Genomic DNA, 13,925 nt, shown 5'->3' on the forward strand with positions numbered 1-13,925 from the left:
ATGACTGATCAGAATCTCGCCATCGTCGTCCTCGCCGCGGGTCAGGGCACGCGGATGCGATCGCGAACGCCCAAGGTTCTGCACCGCATCGGCGGCAGGTCGCTGCTGCAGCACGTGCTCGACACGGCGGGCGCGCTCGACCCCGATCGGCTGCTCGTCGTCGTGCGGCACGAGCGCGATCTGATCGCGGACGCGGTTCAGGATGTCGCGCCCGAGGCGATCGTCGTGGATCAGGACGAGATCCCGGGCACCGGTCGCGCCGTGCAGGTTGCGCTCGAGCATCTGACGGAGTTCGGCGGCGACATCCTGATCCTGAGTGCGGACGTGCCGCTGCTCGACGCCGAAACCCTCGCCGAACTCGTCGCCGGGCACCGCGCGGCGGACGCGGCGGTCACGCTGCTGAGCGCCCGTGTCGAAGACCCGACGGGGTATGGCCGCGTCATCCGCGCGGCAGACGGCGCCGTCACCGGCATCGTCGAGCAGCGGGATGCTTCGCCCGACGAGCGCGCGATCGCCGAGATCAACGCCGGGGTATACATCTTTCAGTCCACCCCGCTGCGGCGAGAGATCGTCGCGCTCCGCGACGAGAACGCGCAGGGCGAGCGGTACCTGACCGACGTCGTCGCGCTCTTCCACACGGCCGGGATGACGATCGGTGCCACGCTCGCGCCCGACCCGGCGGCCGCACTCGGCATCAACGATCGTGTGCAGCTCTCGGCGGCCGCCGCTGAGCTCAACGCCCGCACGGTGCGCCGCTGGCAGCTCGAGGGCGTCACCGTTCAGGACCCCGCCACGACGTGGATCGATGTGACGGCATCGCTCGCGCCCGACGTGACGGTGCTGCCGAACACGCATATCCTGCGCGCCACGAGCATCGCCGAGGGTGCCATCATCGGCCCCGACACGAGCCTTGTGGACTGCGAGGTGGGCGAGGACGCCACCGTCACGCGCACCGACGCGACGCTCGCCGTGATCGGCGCGCGCGCGACCGTCGGCCCCTTCGCGTACCTGCGGCCCGGCACCTACCTGGGCGCACGCGGGAAGATCGGCACGTTCGTCGAGACGAAGAACACCCGCATCGGCGACGGCAGCAAGGTGCCCCACCTGTCCTACCTGGGCGATGCCGAGGTCGGCGTGGGCGCCAATGTCGGCGCGGGGACGATCATCGCCAACTACGACGGCGTCGAGAAGCACCGCACGCAGGTCGGCGACCACGTGCGTACCGGCGCACACAACGTGTTCGTCGCGCCCGTTAGAATCGGGGACGGGGCCTATACCGGTGCCGGTACGGTCGTGCGGAAGGACGTTCCGCCGGGCGCGCTCGCACTGACCGTGGCCTCGCAACGCAACGTCGAGGGCTGGGTCGTACGCAACCGACCCGGCACTGCCGCGGCTCAGGCCGCAGAGAAGGCCCCCAATGGCTCGCAAGAAGAAGACGGTTGACCTCGATCGCGATCTGGACATCGCGCCCGGACTCGTCGCCAAGACGAAGAAGCGGCTGGTCGTCGTCTCGGGACGCTCCGCACCCGACCTCGCCAACGAGGTCGCCGAGGCTCTCGGGATCCAGCTCGCGCCGACCGAGCACCGCACGTTCGCGAGCGGCGAGATCTACACGCGCTTCGAGGTCTCGATCCGCGGCTGTGACGTCTTCGTCATCCAGTCGTTCGGACACCCCGTCAACGAGTGGCTCATGGAGCTGCTCATCATGCTCGATGCCCTGAAGCGCGCCTCCGCCAAGCGCATCACGGTGGTCGCGCCGTACTACCCGTACTCGCGCCAGGACAAGAAGGGCCGTGGGCGCGAGCCGATCAGCGCGCGCCTGATCGCCGACCTGCTGCGCACGGCGGGTGCCGACCGTGTGATGAGCGTCGATCTGCACGCCGCGCAGATCCAGGGCTTCTTCGACGGTCCCGTCGACCACCTCTTCGCCAAGCCCGTCCTGCTGGAGTATTTCCAGCGGACGCTTTCACCGGAAGACCGGGCAAAGCTGACCGTCGTCTCGCCCGACATGGGTCGCGTGCGCGTCGCCGACACCTGGTCCGACAGCCTCGGGGCGCCGCTGGCGATCATCCACAAACGCCGCGACCCGAAGGTCGCCAACACGGTCACCGTGCACGAGATCGTCGGTGACGTCGAGGGGCGCGTCTGCCTGATCGTCGACGACATGATCGACACCGGTGGCACGATCGTGAAGGCCGCGCAGGCTCTCAAGGCCGCGGGTGCCGAGCGCGTCATCGTCGCGGCGACCCACGCGGTCTTCAGCGATCCCGCGTCCGAGCGCCTGCAGGACGTCGCCATCGACGAGGTCGTCGTCACCGACACGATTCCGCTCTCCGAGAGCCGCCGCTTCCCGGGCCTGACCATCCTGCCGATCGCGCCGATGCTCGCGCGCGCTATCCACGAAGTGTTCGAGGATGGCTCGGTCACGAGCATGTTCGACGGCGCGGCCTGATCCGCAGGGCATCCGGCTACCGAATCACCCGCTGGTTGCTCCGAGATAGTTCATAGGAAGCTCGACCAGTATCGGGGAAGCGGCGTTCGACACCCGGCTCATCGGGCTGTGGACCCCGGTCCATCCCCGAAGGAGTCCCCAGATGATCCGCGATACCCTCGCCCCCCGCCCGCTTCGTATCGGCGTCGCCCTGGTCGGCGTTGCCGGAACCCTCGCGCTCGCCGGATGCAGCACCGCGGCAACCGGGGCGACGGACGCGGCCAGCACCGGCTCGTCGTCCTCGCAGCAGTCCTCGGGCACCTCGACGGCAGCCGCGACGTACAAGGATGGCACCTACACGGCGGCGGGTTCGTACCAGACTCCCGAAACCGTCGAGAAGATCGAGGTCACGATCACTCTCGCCGATGACGTCGTCACCGCCGTCGAGGTGAAGGGTGACCCCCAGGCATCCGAGTCGAAGCGGTACCAGTCCGAGTTCATCGGCGGTATCACCGGCGAAGTCGTGGGAAAGAACATCAACGAGCTCTCGGTCGACCGGGTCGCCGGCTCGTCGCTGACGAGTGGCGGTTTCAACAAAGCGCTCGACGAGATCAAGGTCGAAGCGGCAGGCTGACCGTGTCCCCGCTGGCGCGCTCCCCGGGGCAGCTCCCGGCGACGTGGGAGTTCGACGCGATCGGCACGCGCTGGCGTGTCGATACGGTCGATGACCTGTCCGCGGATGCTCGCGCGGCCGTGGATCGGGTCATCGGAGAGTTCGACGCCGCGTGGTCGCGCTTCCGCTCCGACTCGCTCGTCTCGCTGCTCGCGCGCGGTGGGGGGCCCGTACCCGTTCCGTCCGACGCCGCGGCGATGTTCGAGGCGTTCGAAGAGCTCTCGCTCGCGACATCCGGTGCCGTCAACCCGCTCGTCGGGGCGTCGCTCGAGCGCCTGGGTTACGACGCGGAGTACTCGCTCCGGGCCGCGGAGCCGCTCGCGGCGCCCGGAGACTGGTCCGCCCGCGTGCGGTGGCGCGATGCGCGCCTGGCGCTCGATGCGCCCGGCACGATCGACGTCGGAGCGCTGGGGAAGGGCCGACTCGTCGACATCGTGGCGCGCACGCTCGAGCCCTGGACCGACGGCCGCGTCGTGGTCGATGCGAGCGGCGACCTGCTCGTGACCGGCGTTACACAGCGCATCGCGCTGGAGCATCCGTTCGATGCCGCGCGCGCGATCGGCGTGTGGTCGGTCACCGATGCGGCGCTCTGCGCGTCGGCCGCGAATCGACGCGCGTGGGGCGACGGCTTGCACCACGTGCTCGACGCCCGCACCGGCGTGCCCGTGCGGACCGTCGCGGCGACGTGGGTCGTCGCCGACACGACGATGCGGGCGGATGCGCTGGCCACCGCCCTCTTCTTCGACGGCGGTGACGCGCTCGCACGTCGCTGGGGGGCCGAGTGGGTGCGGATGCTGACCGATGGGCGCGTGGAGTGGTCGAACGGATGCTCCGCCGAACTGTTCACGAGCGCCGCTAGCCTGCGAGACCGACCCACGGGCGCCTGACCTGACCTGACCTGACCTGATCTGATCCGTCCTGACCTGACCTGACCTGACCGACGTAGGAGAAACTCGTGATCGCAATGGTGGTGGGCGTGTGGACGCGCGTGCGCGGATACCTCGGACGCATGTCGATGTATCGCCTCGTGCTGCTGGCGCTCGCGGCGCTGACCCTGGTCGCGCTCGTGCTGTCGTTCTTCGGGCTGGTCGTGCCCGGACCGCTCGAGCTCGTGGCCACTCTCGCGGTACTGCTCGTGGCGACCGTAGGGGCGAACGCGCTCGTGCAGCGGCTGCTGAAGATGCCGATCCGGCACGAGTCGTCGCTGATCACCGCGGGCATCCTGCTGTTCATCCTGCGCCCGACGCTCGTTCCGCTCGAACTGGTCTGGATCGCTTTCGCCGCTGTCGTCGCGGTCGCGTCGAAATACCTGATCGCGTGGCGCGGCCGACACATCCTCAATCCCGCCGCCGTCGGCGCCGCCGTGCTCACGATCACGGGCCTCGGCGCATCGGCGTGGTGGGTCGGATCGCCCGTGCTGGCGGGTCCGGTGCTCGTGCTCGGGCTGTTCGTGCTGATCCGCACCGAGCGGCTGCGGGTCGTGGCGACGTTCTTCGTCATCGCGGTCGGGGTCTCGGTGCTGCGCCTCGCGGTGCAGTCGCAAGCGGCGGGCCTCGCGGTCGACGCGGGGCAGGCACTGCAGTTCGCACTGTGGTCGTCGCCGTTCCTGTTCTTGGGCGCGTTCATGCTCTCGGAGCCCCTGACCTTGCCGCCCCGCCGCTGGCAGCAGCTGACGGTCGCGGCCGTCGTGGGTGTTCTCGCGGGCTGGCCGATCCCGGTCGGATCGTTCACGCTCGGGCAGGAGCGTGCGCTGCTGATCGGGAACCTGCTCGCATTCCTCTGGGCCGCACACCACACGGTGCGGCTGCGTCTGGCGGATGCGCGCATGATCACGCCGTCCGTCCGGCAGCTGACGTTCGAGGCGCGTCGCCCGGTGCGATTCGCGGCCGGGCAGTACCTGGAACTCGAGGTGCCCCACGCTAAAGCCGACGCCCGCGGCACGCGACGGGAGTTCAGCATCGTCTCGGCACCGAGCGACGCGCCGACCGTGCGGATCGCGTACCGCGTCAAGGCGGGTGTGGGTGCGGTTGCGGGTGCTGGTGCTGGTGCTGGAGCGGGTACGGGGGCCGGAGCGGGCGAGAGCACCTACAAGAAGGCGCTTGCCGTCGCGTCGCCGGGTGTGGACTATGCCGCGACGGGCGTGTGGGGCGACTTCCTCCTGCCGCGGAACCCGAACGCGCCCGTCCTCCTGGTGGCGGCCGGCATCGGCATCACCCCCTTCGTCTCGCAACTGCGCGAGGCGCGGGCGCGCGGCATCGAACGTGATGCGGTGCTGATCTACGTCGCGTCCGAGGCGTCCGAGCTGGCGTTCCGCGACGAGCTCGAGGCATCCGGAATCGAGGTCATCGTCTTCACGCGAGACCAGCCGCGCGACCTGCCGGCCAACTGGGTGTGGGCGCGAGGCGTCCGCCTGGATGCCGAGGGTTTACCGCGCGTCGTGCCCGACCTGTCGTCCCGCCACGCCTATGTGTCGGGCCCGCCCCAGCTGATCGCCGAGCTCGCCCCGGCGCTCGACAAGGCTCGTTCGCTCACGACGGACGCGTTCGCGGGGTACTGAACCGCCCGCGCCGATTCATGAGCCCGCCCGGTCGCGCGGTCTCGCCCTGTTCGCGGGACGAGGGCACTCCGGCGGCTCGCTCGTTACGAACGGCCGGTCGCGAGCATGAGCGAATTCGGCGACGCGCGGGGCGATGCGGGTCTCGTGCGGTGATGCGGATCTCGTCCGGTGGGCAGGGTGGTGCCTAGAACGGTGGTGGGGGTTCGGTGGGGGTTCGGTGGGGGTGAAGCGGACGCGGGATGGTGGGTCGTCGATGTAGATGGCGCCGGTGGGGCTGGTCCATTCGAGGACGCCGCCGCCGAGATTCCTGACTTGCCACGGGGTCGCGTGCTTGAGGGTGTGGTGGCGTCGACAGAGGTGATGAAGGTTGTGAGCACACGTCGTGCCGCCGTGGGCCCAGTCGTGGCCGTGGTCGATGTCGCAGCGGTGGGCGGGTTGGCGGCCATCCGGGGAATCGGCAGTGTTCGTCGCGTGCGCGGAGGAAGCGTTTGAGGTCGGCGTTGGGGGTGTACCGGTCGACGGCGAGGATCCCGCCGTGAACGGGGTCGCTGAGCACTCGATCCCACCCGGTCGCGCGGCCCGCGAGGCGGCGGGCGGTGTCGATGTCGATCGGCGCACGTCCGACGAGTTCGGCCGGCTCGTCGCTCAACCCGGCGAGGGCGAGCGCGGGGACAGTGACGTGCACGATCGCCCGGATGGCGCCGAGCCCGCCGAACCCCAGCGACGGATCGGCGGCCGAGTCGAGGGTGGGGTCGTCTTGTGGCGCGCTGGTGAGCAGCATGTCGGCGAAGACGTCGGCGCGGAGCTGGTCGATCGTGCGCGAGTCGGGGGCGAGCTCGGGTGTGCGGTCAGAGGTATCGACACCCGCACCATCCGTCGTGGCGGCACCCGTGCCCGGCCCGCGCTCGGATCCACGGCGGCGGGCCCGAACGACGCGCCCGGCTGAGCGGCGTTGCGGACGGCGCGTGCTTGCTGTGTGAGGCGGTCGTAGATGCCGTGGACGAGGGTGGCGGGGCCGATGTAGATGAGTTCGCCCATCCCGTCGGGCCGGTCGGTGACCGTGACCGCACGGTCGGCGCGGGCGTCGCGGTGCCGTTCGGTGACGGTGCGGGGTTGGAGGCGTTCGGCGAGAGCCTCGACCGCGGGGCGCAGGCGTGCGGGGGAGAGGTTCTCGGCCCGTGCGACCGCGTCGGCGGCAAACACGAGGCGGGCCTCGGGGTCCTGGATCGGCGTGCCCGCGTCGAGGATCACGCGCGCGTGGCCCACGAAGATCCGGCCCTCTTCGAGGGCTTCGAGCACCGGGGTGAAGTCCTCGGCGAGGACGACGGCGTCGTTGATCTGGCGTTGCACCGTCCGGTCGGAGGCGCGCACCGCGAGCGCGAGCTCCGCCGCGATCGAGCGCAGGTGCATCTCACGCTCCCGCGAATCCGAACGCAACGCCGCCGAACGGGATGCCGCGAGTTCGCCCGCCGTCGCGAGCAACCGAACCTCGGCCGCGTGGACCTGTGCTGCTTGTTTGCGCAACGCCACGATTCCCTCGACCAGACCGAGAACGGAGGCATCGTCGAGCGCCTCCACGTCCAGGGTCTGATTCGAACTCATGTTCGATACTCTACGAACGACCTCCGACATCCGAGGCCGAAAATCCGCGTCATCGCGGCCCATTTCAGAGCTCGCGGATGAGAGTTCTCTCACCGAACCGGCGGTCGCAAGAGTTCCCGCGTTCAGTCCTCGGGGTCGCGCGGCTTCGCGGGGAGGCGGACCTCGAACTCGGTGTCGCCGGGCGCACTCCGCATCGTGATCGTGCCGTCGTGCGCCTCGACGATCGCCCGCACGATCGAGAGGCCGAGCCCGGACCCTCCGGTCTGGCGGGCCCGTGAGGTGTCGCCGCGCGAGAATCGCTCGAACAGCTCGGCCTGCAGAGCCGGATCGATGCCGGGCCCATCGTCGTGCACACGCACGACGGCATCGGATCCCTCGCGCACGACGCTCGCCGTGACGTGTGTTCCCGCGGGGGTGTGCGTGCGGGCGTTCGCGAGCAGGTTGGCTACGACCTGGTGCAGTCGCGCGGTATCCCCGGCGATCAGCACGGGCTCGTCGCCGACCTCGATGCTCCAGGCATGGTCGGGAGCCGCCACCTGCGCGTCGCCGACGGCTTCGACGACCAACCGAGACAGGTCGGATGTGCCGTAGACGAGCTCCTGCCCCTCGTCGAGGCGCGCGAGCAGCAGCAGGTCCTCGACGATCCCCGTCATCCGGAGCGACTGTGCCTGGATGCGCTGCAGCGACTGCTCGCTGGTCTCGCTCAGGGTGCGATCGCGCAGCGACAGCTCGGAGTAGCCGCGGATCGAGGCGAGGGGCGTGCGCAACTCGTGGCTCGCGTCGGCGACGAACCGGCGCATCCGCTCTTCGTTGCGTTGGCGGGCGTCGAGGGATGCGTCGACGTGATCGAGCAGCGTATTGAGTGCCGCACCCACCCGGCCGATCTCGGTGCGGTCGTCGGCCTGTGCCTCGGGAACACGCTCGAGGATCGTGACCGCACCCTGGTCGAGGGGTTGGCGGGCGACGCGCGACGCCGTGTCGGCGACGGCGTGCAGCGGCCGGAGCCCGCGCCGGATCGTCCACGCGGTCGCGACGCCGAGCAGCACCAAGCCGCCCGCCGTCAGCAGGGCGATCGCCGTCAGCAGGCTCGCGATCGTCTGCTGGACGTCTTCGAGCGGCAGACCGAAAGCGCCCACGGTCTCGTTCGTCGCGCTGTTGCGGACCGTGATGATGCGATAGTCGCCGAGTCCGCCGCCGACGTTGACCGTCGAGATGCCCCCGGTTGCGGCATCCATGATCCGTTCGACCTGCGCCGCGTTGAGCCTGCTCACCCCGAGCGTCTCGTCGTCGACGACGGCACCCGTCGTCATGCCGTCGGCGCCCTGCAGCGCGAGGAGGAACCCGGGCTCTTGCCGTCCGGCCTCGAGGATCTGGTACGCGGTGGCGTTCGCGCCCGGAAAGCCCGGCGGCATCGAGAGTGCACTGGTGCCGAGCGTCGCCAACCGGTCGTCGACGTTGCCCTCGAGCACGCGCCCGAGCACCGCGCTCGTCACGATCGACACGAGCACCAGGATGAGCGACACGATGCTCACGACGGTCAGGATCAGCCGTCGCTGCAGCGTCCACGGTGTCCGCGGGCGGCGGCTCTCGGGGGGCGCGGATTTCGAAGCATCCGTCGGCGCGGGAGAGTCGACCGCGGGTGGCGCGGGTGTGGTCACTGGGGCGCCTTGATCATGTACCCGACGCCGCGGACGGTGTGGATGAGGGGCGGATGTCCCGCGTCGATCTTCTTGCGCAGGTACGAGATGTACAGCTCGACGACGCTCGATCGGCCGCCGAAGTCGTAGTTCCAGACGCGGTCGAGGATCTGCGCCTTCGAGACCACGCGGCGCGGGTTGCGCATGAGAAAGCGCAGCAACTCGAACTCGGTCGCGGTCAGCTCGATCTGGGTGCCGGCGCGCTCGACCTCGTGGCTGTCCTCATTGAGTGACAGGTCGGCGACGCGCAGGATCGGCTCGGCCTCGTCCGCGAACGCCGATCCGGCCCGGCGCATGAGGCCCCGCAGGCGCGCGACGACCTCTTCGAGGCTGAAGGGCTTGGTGACGTAGTCGTCCCCGCCGGCCGTGAGCCCGGCGACCCGGTCGGCCACGGCGTCCTTCGCGGTGAGGAACAGCACGGGCACGTCGTCGCCGGACTGCCGCAGCCGGTGCAGCACGGCCATGCCGTCGAGGTCCGGCATCATGATGTCGAGCACGAGCGCGTCGGGTTCGAAGTCGCGCACGAGCTGCAGCGCTTCGTAGCCGCTCGCCGCGGTCTTGACCTCCCAGCCCTCCATGCGCAGCGCCATCGACAGCAGGTCGGTCAGCATCTGCTCGTCGTCGACGACGGCGATGCGCAGAGCGGTGCCGTCGGGGCGGTGCAGGGCGGGAGCGGCGGAAGTCATGTGCCCATTGTCGGCCGAAATCTATGTGCTTGCTATGGAGCCGGATATGCGTTCGCTGTGAATGCGTGTCCGCACATCAGAAACGCATAAGCGGATCTTGAGGCGCGCATCAGCGCTCTCCCTAGCGTCGAACCCGTTCCGGTCGCCGGGCCGGACAGGAGGAGAGACATGTACGGGACCTATCTACGCCGCGAACTCGCGGGCCGTCGAAAGCAGACGATCATCGTGGCGGCCGGGCTCGGCGTCGCGATCGCGCTCGTCATCATCGTCAACTCGCTGTCGGCGGGGGTGCGTGATGCCCAGGCCCAGGCGCTCGAGTCGGTCTACGGGGTGGGGACCGATCTCACGGTCACCGGCGCGACGACCGCGCCCGGCGCGGGCGGGGGACCGCAGTTCGAGTTCGAGGATGGCGAGGGCGAGACATCCGACGGCACCACCTCGCTCAGCCAGTCGCGCCTGATGGCCGATCGCGTGCGCGGGACGCTCGACGCTTCGACCCTCGCAACGGTCGCGAGCCTCGACGGTGTCTCGGGCGCATCGGGTGCGCTGAGCCTGACCAACACCACCTTTTCGGGGGAGATGCCCGACATGTCGCAGATGGGCCAGCCCGGTGAGGGCGGCGAGCCGCCGGCGCGCGGGCCGGATGGCGCGGGTGGCAGCGCCTTCGACATCCAATCGTTCACGGTGCTCGGCATCGATCCTTCAGCCGTGTCCGTGGGCCCCCTCTCGGCCGTGACGCTCCAGGACGGTCGGGCTCTCGGCACCGACGACGTGGGACAGAACGTGGTCCTCGTCGACGCGACCTACGCGGCGGCCAACGCGCTCGCGGTCGGCGGCACCATCGATGTGGGCGGCACCGCCATGCAGATCGTCGGCGTCGTCGCCTCCACGTCGAACGAGGCCGACACCGCCGCGAACGTCTACCTGCCCCTCGATGTCGCCCAGGCGCTCTCGGGCGTCGGCGACGTCATCTCGACCGTGTACGTGCAGGCCGACTCGGCCGATGCGATCGCGACGGTACAGGCGGAGCTCGCCGGGGCGCTGCCCGACGCCACCGTCAGCTCGCAGGCCGACCTGGCCTCGTCCGTCTCGGGATCGTTGTCCAGCGCGAGCTCGCTCATCACCAACCTCGGCACCTGGCTCTCGGTCATCGTCCTCGCCGTCGCCGTCCTGCTCGCCGTGCTCTTCACGATCTCGGGCGTCTCTCGGCGCACCCGCGAGTTCGGCACGCTGAAGGCGATCGGATGGTCGAACGGACGCGTCGTCGGCCAGGTCGCCGGGGAGTCGTTCGTTCAGGGACTCATCGGCGGCGTCGTCGGTCTCGTTCTCGGGCTGGCGGGCGTTCTGGCCATCAATATCGTCTCGCCGACCATCTCGACGGCCACCTCGACAGCCACCGAGGCCACGACGCAGACCGGCCCGGGCGGCGGGGGCATGGGCGGCTTCGGGGGACCTCCCGCGGCTCAGGCCGCGACGGACGTCGTCCTGAGCGCACCCCTGACCCCCGCGGTGATCGTCGCGGCCATCGGGCTCGCCGTTGCCGGCGGCCTCATCGCCGGAGCCTTCGGCGGCTGGCGCGCGGCGCGGCTCAGCCCCGCCGAGGCCCTGCGCTCGGTGGGCTGATCCATGACGGACACGACAGGAGAGAAGACGATGACCATGATCGAGACTGGCGCGCACCCCAACCCGGATGCCCCGGCATCCGTCCTCTACCGGCTCAGCGGCGTCGGCAAGACGTACGTGCAGAAGGGGCGGCAGGTCCGGGCTCTGCACGATGTCGACCTGGAGATCGAGCAGGGCGACTTCATCACGATCCAGGGACCGACGGGTGGCGGCAAATCGACGCTGCTGCAGCTGCTCGGTGCACTGGATCGCCCCACCGAGGGGTCGGTCGTGCTCGGCGACACGGACATGGCGTCCGCGTCGAACGCGGAGCTCGGTGCGCTGCGGGCGCGCGAGATCGGGTTCGTGTTCCAGGGGTTCAACCTGCTCCCGACGTTGACGGCGCACGAGAACGTCGACATGGGGCTGGAGCCGCTCGGGCTGGATCGTGCGGAGCGCGAGCGTCGGGTCACCGAGGCGCTCGGTCATGTGGGCCTCGGCGACCGGGGTGACCACCGGCCCGGCGAGCTGTCGGGAGGCCAGCAGCAGCGCGTCGCGATCGCCCGGGCGATCGTGAAGCGTCCCCGCGTGCTCCTCGCCGACGAGCCGACCGGCAACCTCGACGAGAGCATGCGGGACGAGATCCTGCGCCTTCTCGAGGGGCTGCACCAGTCGGGGCTCACGCTCATCGTGGTGACGCACGACTCGGCGGTCGCTCGCCGCGCGAAGCGTCGGCTGCGGCTCGAAAAGGGTGCTGTGCGCGACATCCCGCGCTGACCCGCCCTCCATGTCCCCCTTTTCGGGGCGTGTGTCCCACTTTCGCTCGCTACAGGCAACTCTTTGCGAGGGAAAGTGGGACATCGTCGTGGGGCTTGTCCCACTTCGGCGGGAGGGTACAGCCGGGACCGGTGCTCCTAGCCGGCCGAGTCCGCGTGCTCGACCATGCGGTCGAATGCGGCGTCCAACTCGGCGTCGACGATCTGCAACCCGGGGTTCGCGTCGTAGTGGTTCAGGATGCGTCGCGCACCCTCGTCGAACGTCACCGTCGTGCGGAATTCGGGCACGAGGGCTCGGATCTTCGCGTTGTCGAAGACCATGGAGTGCGCCTTGTCGCCGACGAGCCCCGGGCCCAGATCGGGGCGGAACGCCGCGATCGTCTCGGACGCGATGTGCACGAGTCGCGGTTCCGCGACGCCCGCGGCCCGCGCGAGCCATCCGTAGATCTGATCCCACGTCGGTGCGTGATCGCCGGTGATCGTGTATGCCTCACCGATCGCCTCGGGCGCGCCGAGCAGACCCGTGAAGGCGACGGCGAAATCGTCGCTGTGGGTCAGTGTCCAGAGACTCGTGCCGTCGCCGTGCACCACGACGGGCCTGCCCGCGCGCATCCGGGCGATGTCGGTCCATGCGCCCATCGTCGGCAACAGTGCGTGATCGTAGGTGTGCGACGGGCGGACGATCGTCACCGGCAGCCCCCGGTCGCGGTATGCGCCGACGAGCACGTCCTCGCAGGCGATCTTGTCGCGCGAGTACTTCCAGAACGGGTTGCGGAGGGGAGTGGACTCCGTCACGGGCAGGTGCCGGGGCGGTTTGTCGTACGCCGACGCGGAGCTGATGAAGATGTACTGCCCGGTGCGTCCCTCGACCAGCCGCAGGGCCGTCGCGACATGCTCGGGAGTGAACGACAGGAAGTCCGCGACGACATCGAAAGACGCGCCACCGAGCGCCGCGCGCGTGGCGTCCTCGTCGCGGATGTCGCCCACGATCTCGCGCACCTCCGGCGGCAGTGGACGTCGTCCCGAGCCGCGGTTGAGCACGCTGACCTCGTGTCCCGCGTCGATCGCGGCACGTACGCAGGCCGCGCTGATGGTTCCGGTTCCGCCGATGAAGAGCACACGCATGTGCCCGACGCTACCCCGGCGAGTTCCCGAATGACAGTCAGGCGCTGCGGCGTCCGGCGCGGCGCGGCGTGTGCACCGGGCGCGTGAGCGGCGCCTCCATCAGGGAGAGCGCGTCGAGGTGCAACTGCTCGGCGAGGCGCTCGACCGTCTGAAGGGTCATGTTGCGCTCGCCGCGCTCGACCGCCCCCATATACGTGCGGTGCACTCCGAGGAGTTCGGCGAACTGCTCTTGAGAGAGGCCGAGGGTCTCGCGATGGCGTCGGAGATTGTGACCAATCGTCGTCTGAAGGTCACCGATCACGCCTTCCACGGTGATCCGTTGCTACTTATGTATCTACAGACTTATGAGTAGCATCTGCATGTGCTATTTATACGTAGCGCTCGGCCGAACGGTCGGCGCCGTGGCGAGGAGGCCATGTCGCCGCCCGAGAAAGCCGCGGCACCCGGTTGGTATCTCGACGGCCGCGGGACGCTCCACTGGTGGAACGGGCTGCGATGGACGCAGGACGAACCGGATGATGCGGCTCCGACGACGCCGGATCGGACGATCGACTGGGGCTCGACGAGCATCCTGACGATCCTGGCGCTCGTCCTATCCGTCGTCGTCGCGCCCGTCGGTCTCGTACTGGGATGCGTGTCGATCGCGATCGCGCGACGCCAGCTGCGACCGACGCCGCTTCTCGCCGTCGTCGCAGCCGCCGCCGGAGTCCTCGGGACGACGGTCGGCGTCTTCTCGGTCCTCGCCCTCGGAGTCCTTGCTCAATAGAGGGCGGCCC

At 69.8% G+C, this 13,925-nt stretch carries 13 protein-coding genes; 8 read left to right on the forward strand and 5 right to left on the reverse strand.

The features are described from left to right. From glmU to C2868_RS03205, 5 genes are all read left to right on the forward strand, one after another. On the forward strand, positions 1-1,443 hold the full coding sequence (gene glmU / locus C2868_RS03185; RefSeq protein WP_100811503.1) for a bifunctional UDP-N-acetylglucosamine diphosphorylase/glucosamine-1-phosphate N-acetyltransferase GlmU: 1,443 nt from the start codon (positions 1-3) through the stop codon (positions 1,441-1,443). Further along, positions 1,418-2,452: a ribose-phosphate diphosphokinase gene (locus tag C2868_RS03190; RefSeq protein WP_100811502.1), complete on the forward strand. Its 1,035-nt coding sequence runs from the start codon at positions 1,418-1,420 to the stop codon at positions 2,450-2,452. The genes glmU and C2868_RS03190 overlap by 26 nt, the downstream gene beginning before the upstream one ends. Before the next feature lie 142 nt (positions 2,453-2,594). After that, on the forward strand, positions 2,595-3,065 hold the full coding sequence (locus tag C2868_RS03195) for an FMN-binding protein (RefSeq protein WP_100811501.1): 471 nt from the start codon (positions 2,595-2,597) through the stop codon (positions 3,063-3,065). Continuing rightward, positions 3,062-3,991, forward strand: coding sequence for an FAD:protein FMN transferase (locus C2868_RS03200; RefSeq protein WP_374935759.1), 930 nt, complete (start codon positions 3,062-3,064; stop codon positions 3,989-3,991). Before C2868_RS03195 ends, C2868_RS03200 begins: the two co-directional genes overlap by 4 nt. A gap of 77 nt (positions 3,992-4,068) precedes the next feature. Next, a complete protein-coding gene (locus tag C2868_RS03205) occupies positions 4,069-5,661 on the forward strand; it encodes an FAD-dependent oxidoreductase (RefSeq protein WP_181003362.1) in 1,593 nt (530 codons plus the stop codon). Between the two features lie 645 nt (positions 5,662-6,306). On the opposite strand, the gene C2868_RS03210 is transcribed toward C2868_RS03205, so the two are convergent. The 3 genes from C2868_RS03210 to C2868_RS03220 form a co-directional block, all read right to left on the reverse strand. Further along, the gene (locus C2868_RS03210; protein ID WP_103662948.1) at positions 6,307-7,263 is read right to left on the reverse strand and encodes a DUF222 domain-containing protein; all 957 of its coding nucleotides are present in this window, start codon (positions 7,261-7,263) and stop codon (positions 6,307-6,309) included. A 122-nt stretch (positions 7,264-7,385) separates the two neighbouring features. Beyond that, positions 7,386-8,921 (reverse strand): cell wall metabolism sensor histidine kinase WalK, encoded by a 1,536-nt coding sequence (locus C2868_RS03215; protein ID WP_232711260.1) that lies wholly within the window; start codon positions 8,919-8,921, stop codon positions 7,386-7,388. Beyond that, positions 8,918-9,646 carry a response regulator transcription factor gene (locus C2868_RS03220; protein WP_100811498.1) on the reverse strand — a complete coding sequence of 243 codons (729 nt, stop codon included), beginning with the start codon at positions 9,644-9,646 and terminating at the stop codon, positions 8,918-8,920. The genes C2868_RS03215 and C2868_RS03220 overlap by 4 nt, the downstream gene beginning before the upstream one ends. Before the next feature lie 168 nt (positions 9,647-9,814). Between C2868_RS03220 and C2868_RS03225 the strand changes: the two genes are divergently transcribed. Continuing rightward, the gene (locus C2868_RS03225; protein WP_100811497.1) at positions 9,815-11,269 is read left to right on the forward strand and encodes an ABC transporter permease; all 1,455 of its coding nucleotides are present in this window, start codon (positions 9,815-9,817) and stop codon (positions 11,267-11,269) included. A 30-nt stretch (positions 11,270-11,299) separates the two neighbouring features. After that, positions 11,300-12,025: an ABC transporter ATP-binding protein gene (locus tag C2868_RS03230; protein ID WP_100811674.1), complete on the forward strand. Its 726-nt coding sequence runs from the start codon at positions 11,300-11,302 to the stop codon at positions 12,023-12,025. Positions 12,026-12,162: 137 nt separating this feature from the next. On the opposite strand, the gene C2868_RS03235 is transcribed toward C2868_RS03230, so the two are convergent. Further along, positions 12,163-13,149 (reverse strand): SDR family oxidoreductase, encoded by a 987-nt coding sequence (locus C2868_RS03235; RefSeq protein ID WP_100811496.1) that lies wholly within the window; start codon positions 13,147-13,149, stop codon positions 12,163-12,165. 37 nt (positions 13,150-13,186) lie between these two features. Beyond that, the gene (locus tag C2868_RS03240; RefSeq protein ID WP_100811495.1) at positions 13,187-13,450 is read right to left on the reverse strand and encodes a helix-turn-helix domain-containing protein; all 264 of its coding nucleotides are present in this window, start codon (positions 13,448-13,450) and stop codon (positions 13,187-13,189) included. Between the two features lie 114 nt (positions 13,451-13,564). Here C2868_RS03240 and C2868_RS03245 point away from each other — a divergent pair, with 114 nt between their 5' ends. After that, positions 13,565-13,915, forward strand: a complete 351-nt coding sequence (locus C2868_RS03245; protein ID WP_100811494.1) for a hypothetical protein — start codon at positions 13,565-13,567, stop codon at positions 13,913-13,915. Positions 13,916-13,925 lie beyond the last annotated feature (10 nt).

The sequence above is a fragment of the Microbacterium sp. CJ77 genome, assembly GCF_002911615.1.
Taxonomy (GTDB): Bacteria; Actinomycetota; Actinomycetes; order Actinomycetales; family Microbacteriaceae; genus Microbacterium.

Coding starts and splice junctions, on each gene's coding strand:
- glmU (WP_100811503.1), top strand. CDS start 1: ATGACTGATCAGAATCTCGCCATCGTCGTCCTCGCCGCGGGTCAGGGC.
- C2868_RS03190 (WP_100811502.1), top strand. CDS start 1,418: ATGGCTCGCAAGAAGAAGACGGTTGACCTCGATCGCGATCTGGACATC.
- C2868_RS03195 (WP_100811501.1), top strand. CDS start 2,595: ATGATCCGCGATACCCTCGCCCCCCGCCCGCTTCGTATCGGCGTCGCC.
- C2868_RS03205 (WP_181003362.1), top strand. CDS start 4,069: ATGGTGGTGGGCGTGTGGACGCGCGTGCGCGGATACCTCGGACGCATG.
- C2868_RS03210 (WP_103662948.1), bottom strand. CDS start 7,263: ATGAGTTCGAATCAGACCCTGGACGTGGAGGCGCTCGACGATGCCTCC.
- C2868_RS03220 (WP_100811498.1), bottom strand. CDS start 9,646: ATGACTTCCGCCGCTCCCGCCCTGCACCGCCCCGACGGCACCGCTCTG.
- C2868_RS03225 (WP_100811497.1), top strand. CDS start 9,815: ATGTACGGGACCTATCTACGCCGCGAACTCGCGGGCCGTCGAAAGCAG.
- C2868_RS03230 (WP_100811674.1), top strand. CDS start 11,300: ATGACCATGATCGAGACTGGCGCGCACCCCAACCCGGATGCCCCGGCA.
- C2868_RS03235 (WP_100811496.1), bottom strand. CDS start 13,149: ATGCGTGTGCTCTTCATCGGCGGAACCGGAACCATCAGCGCGGCCTGC.
- C2868_RS03245 (WP_100811494.1), top strand. CDS start 13,565: ATGTCGCCGCCCGAGAAAGCCGCGGCACCCGGTTGGTATCTCGACGGC.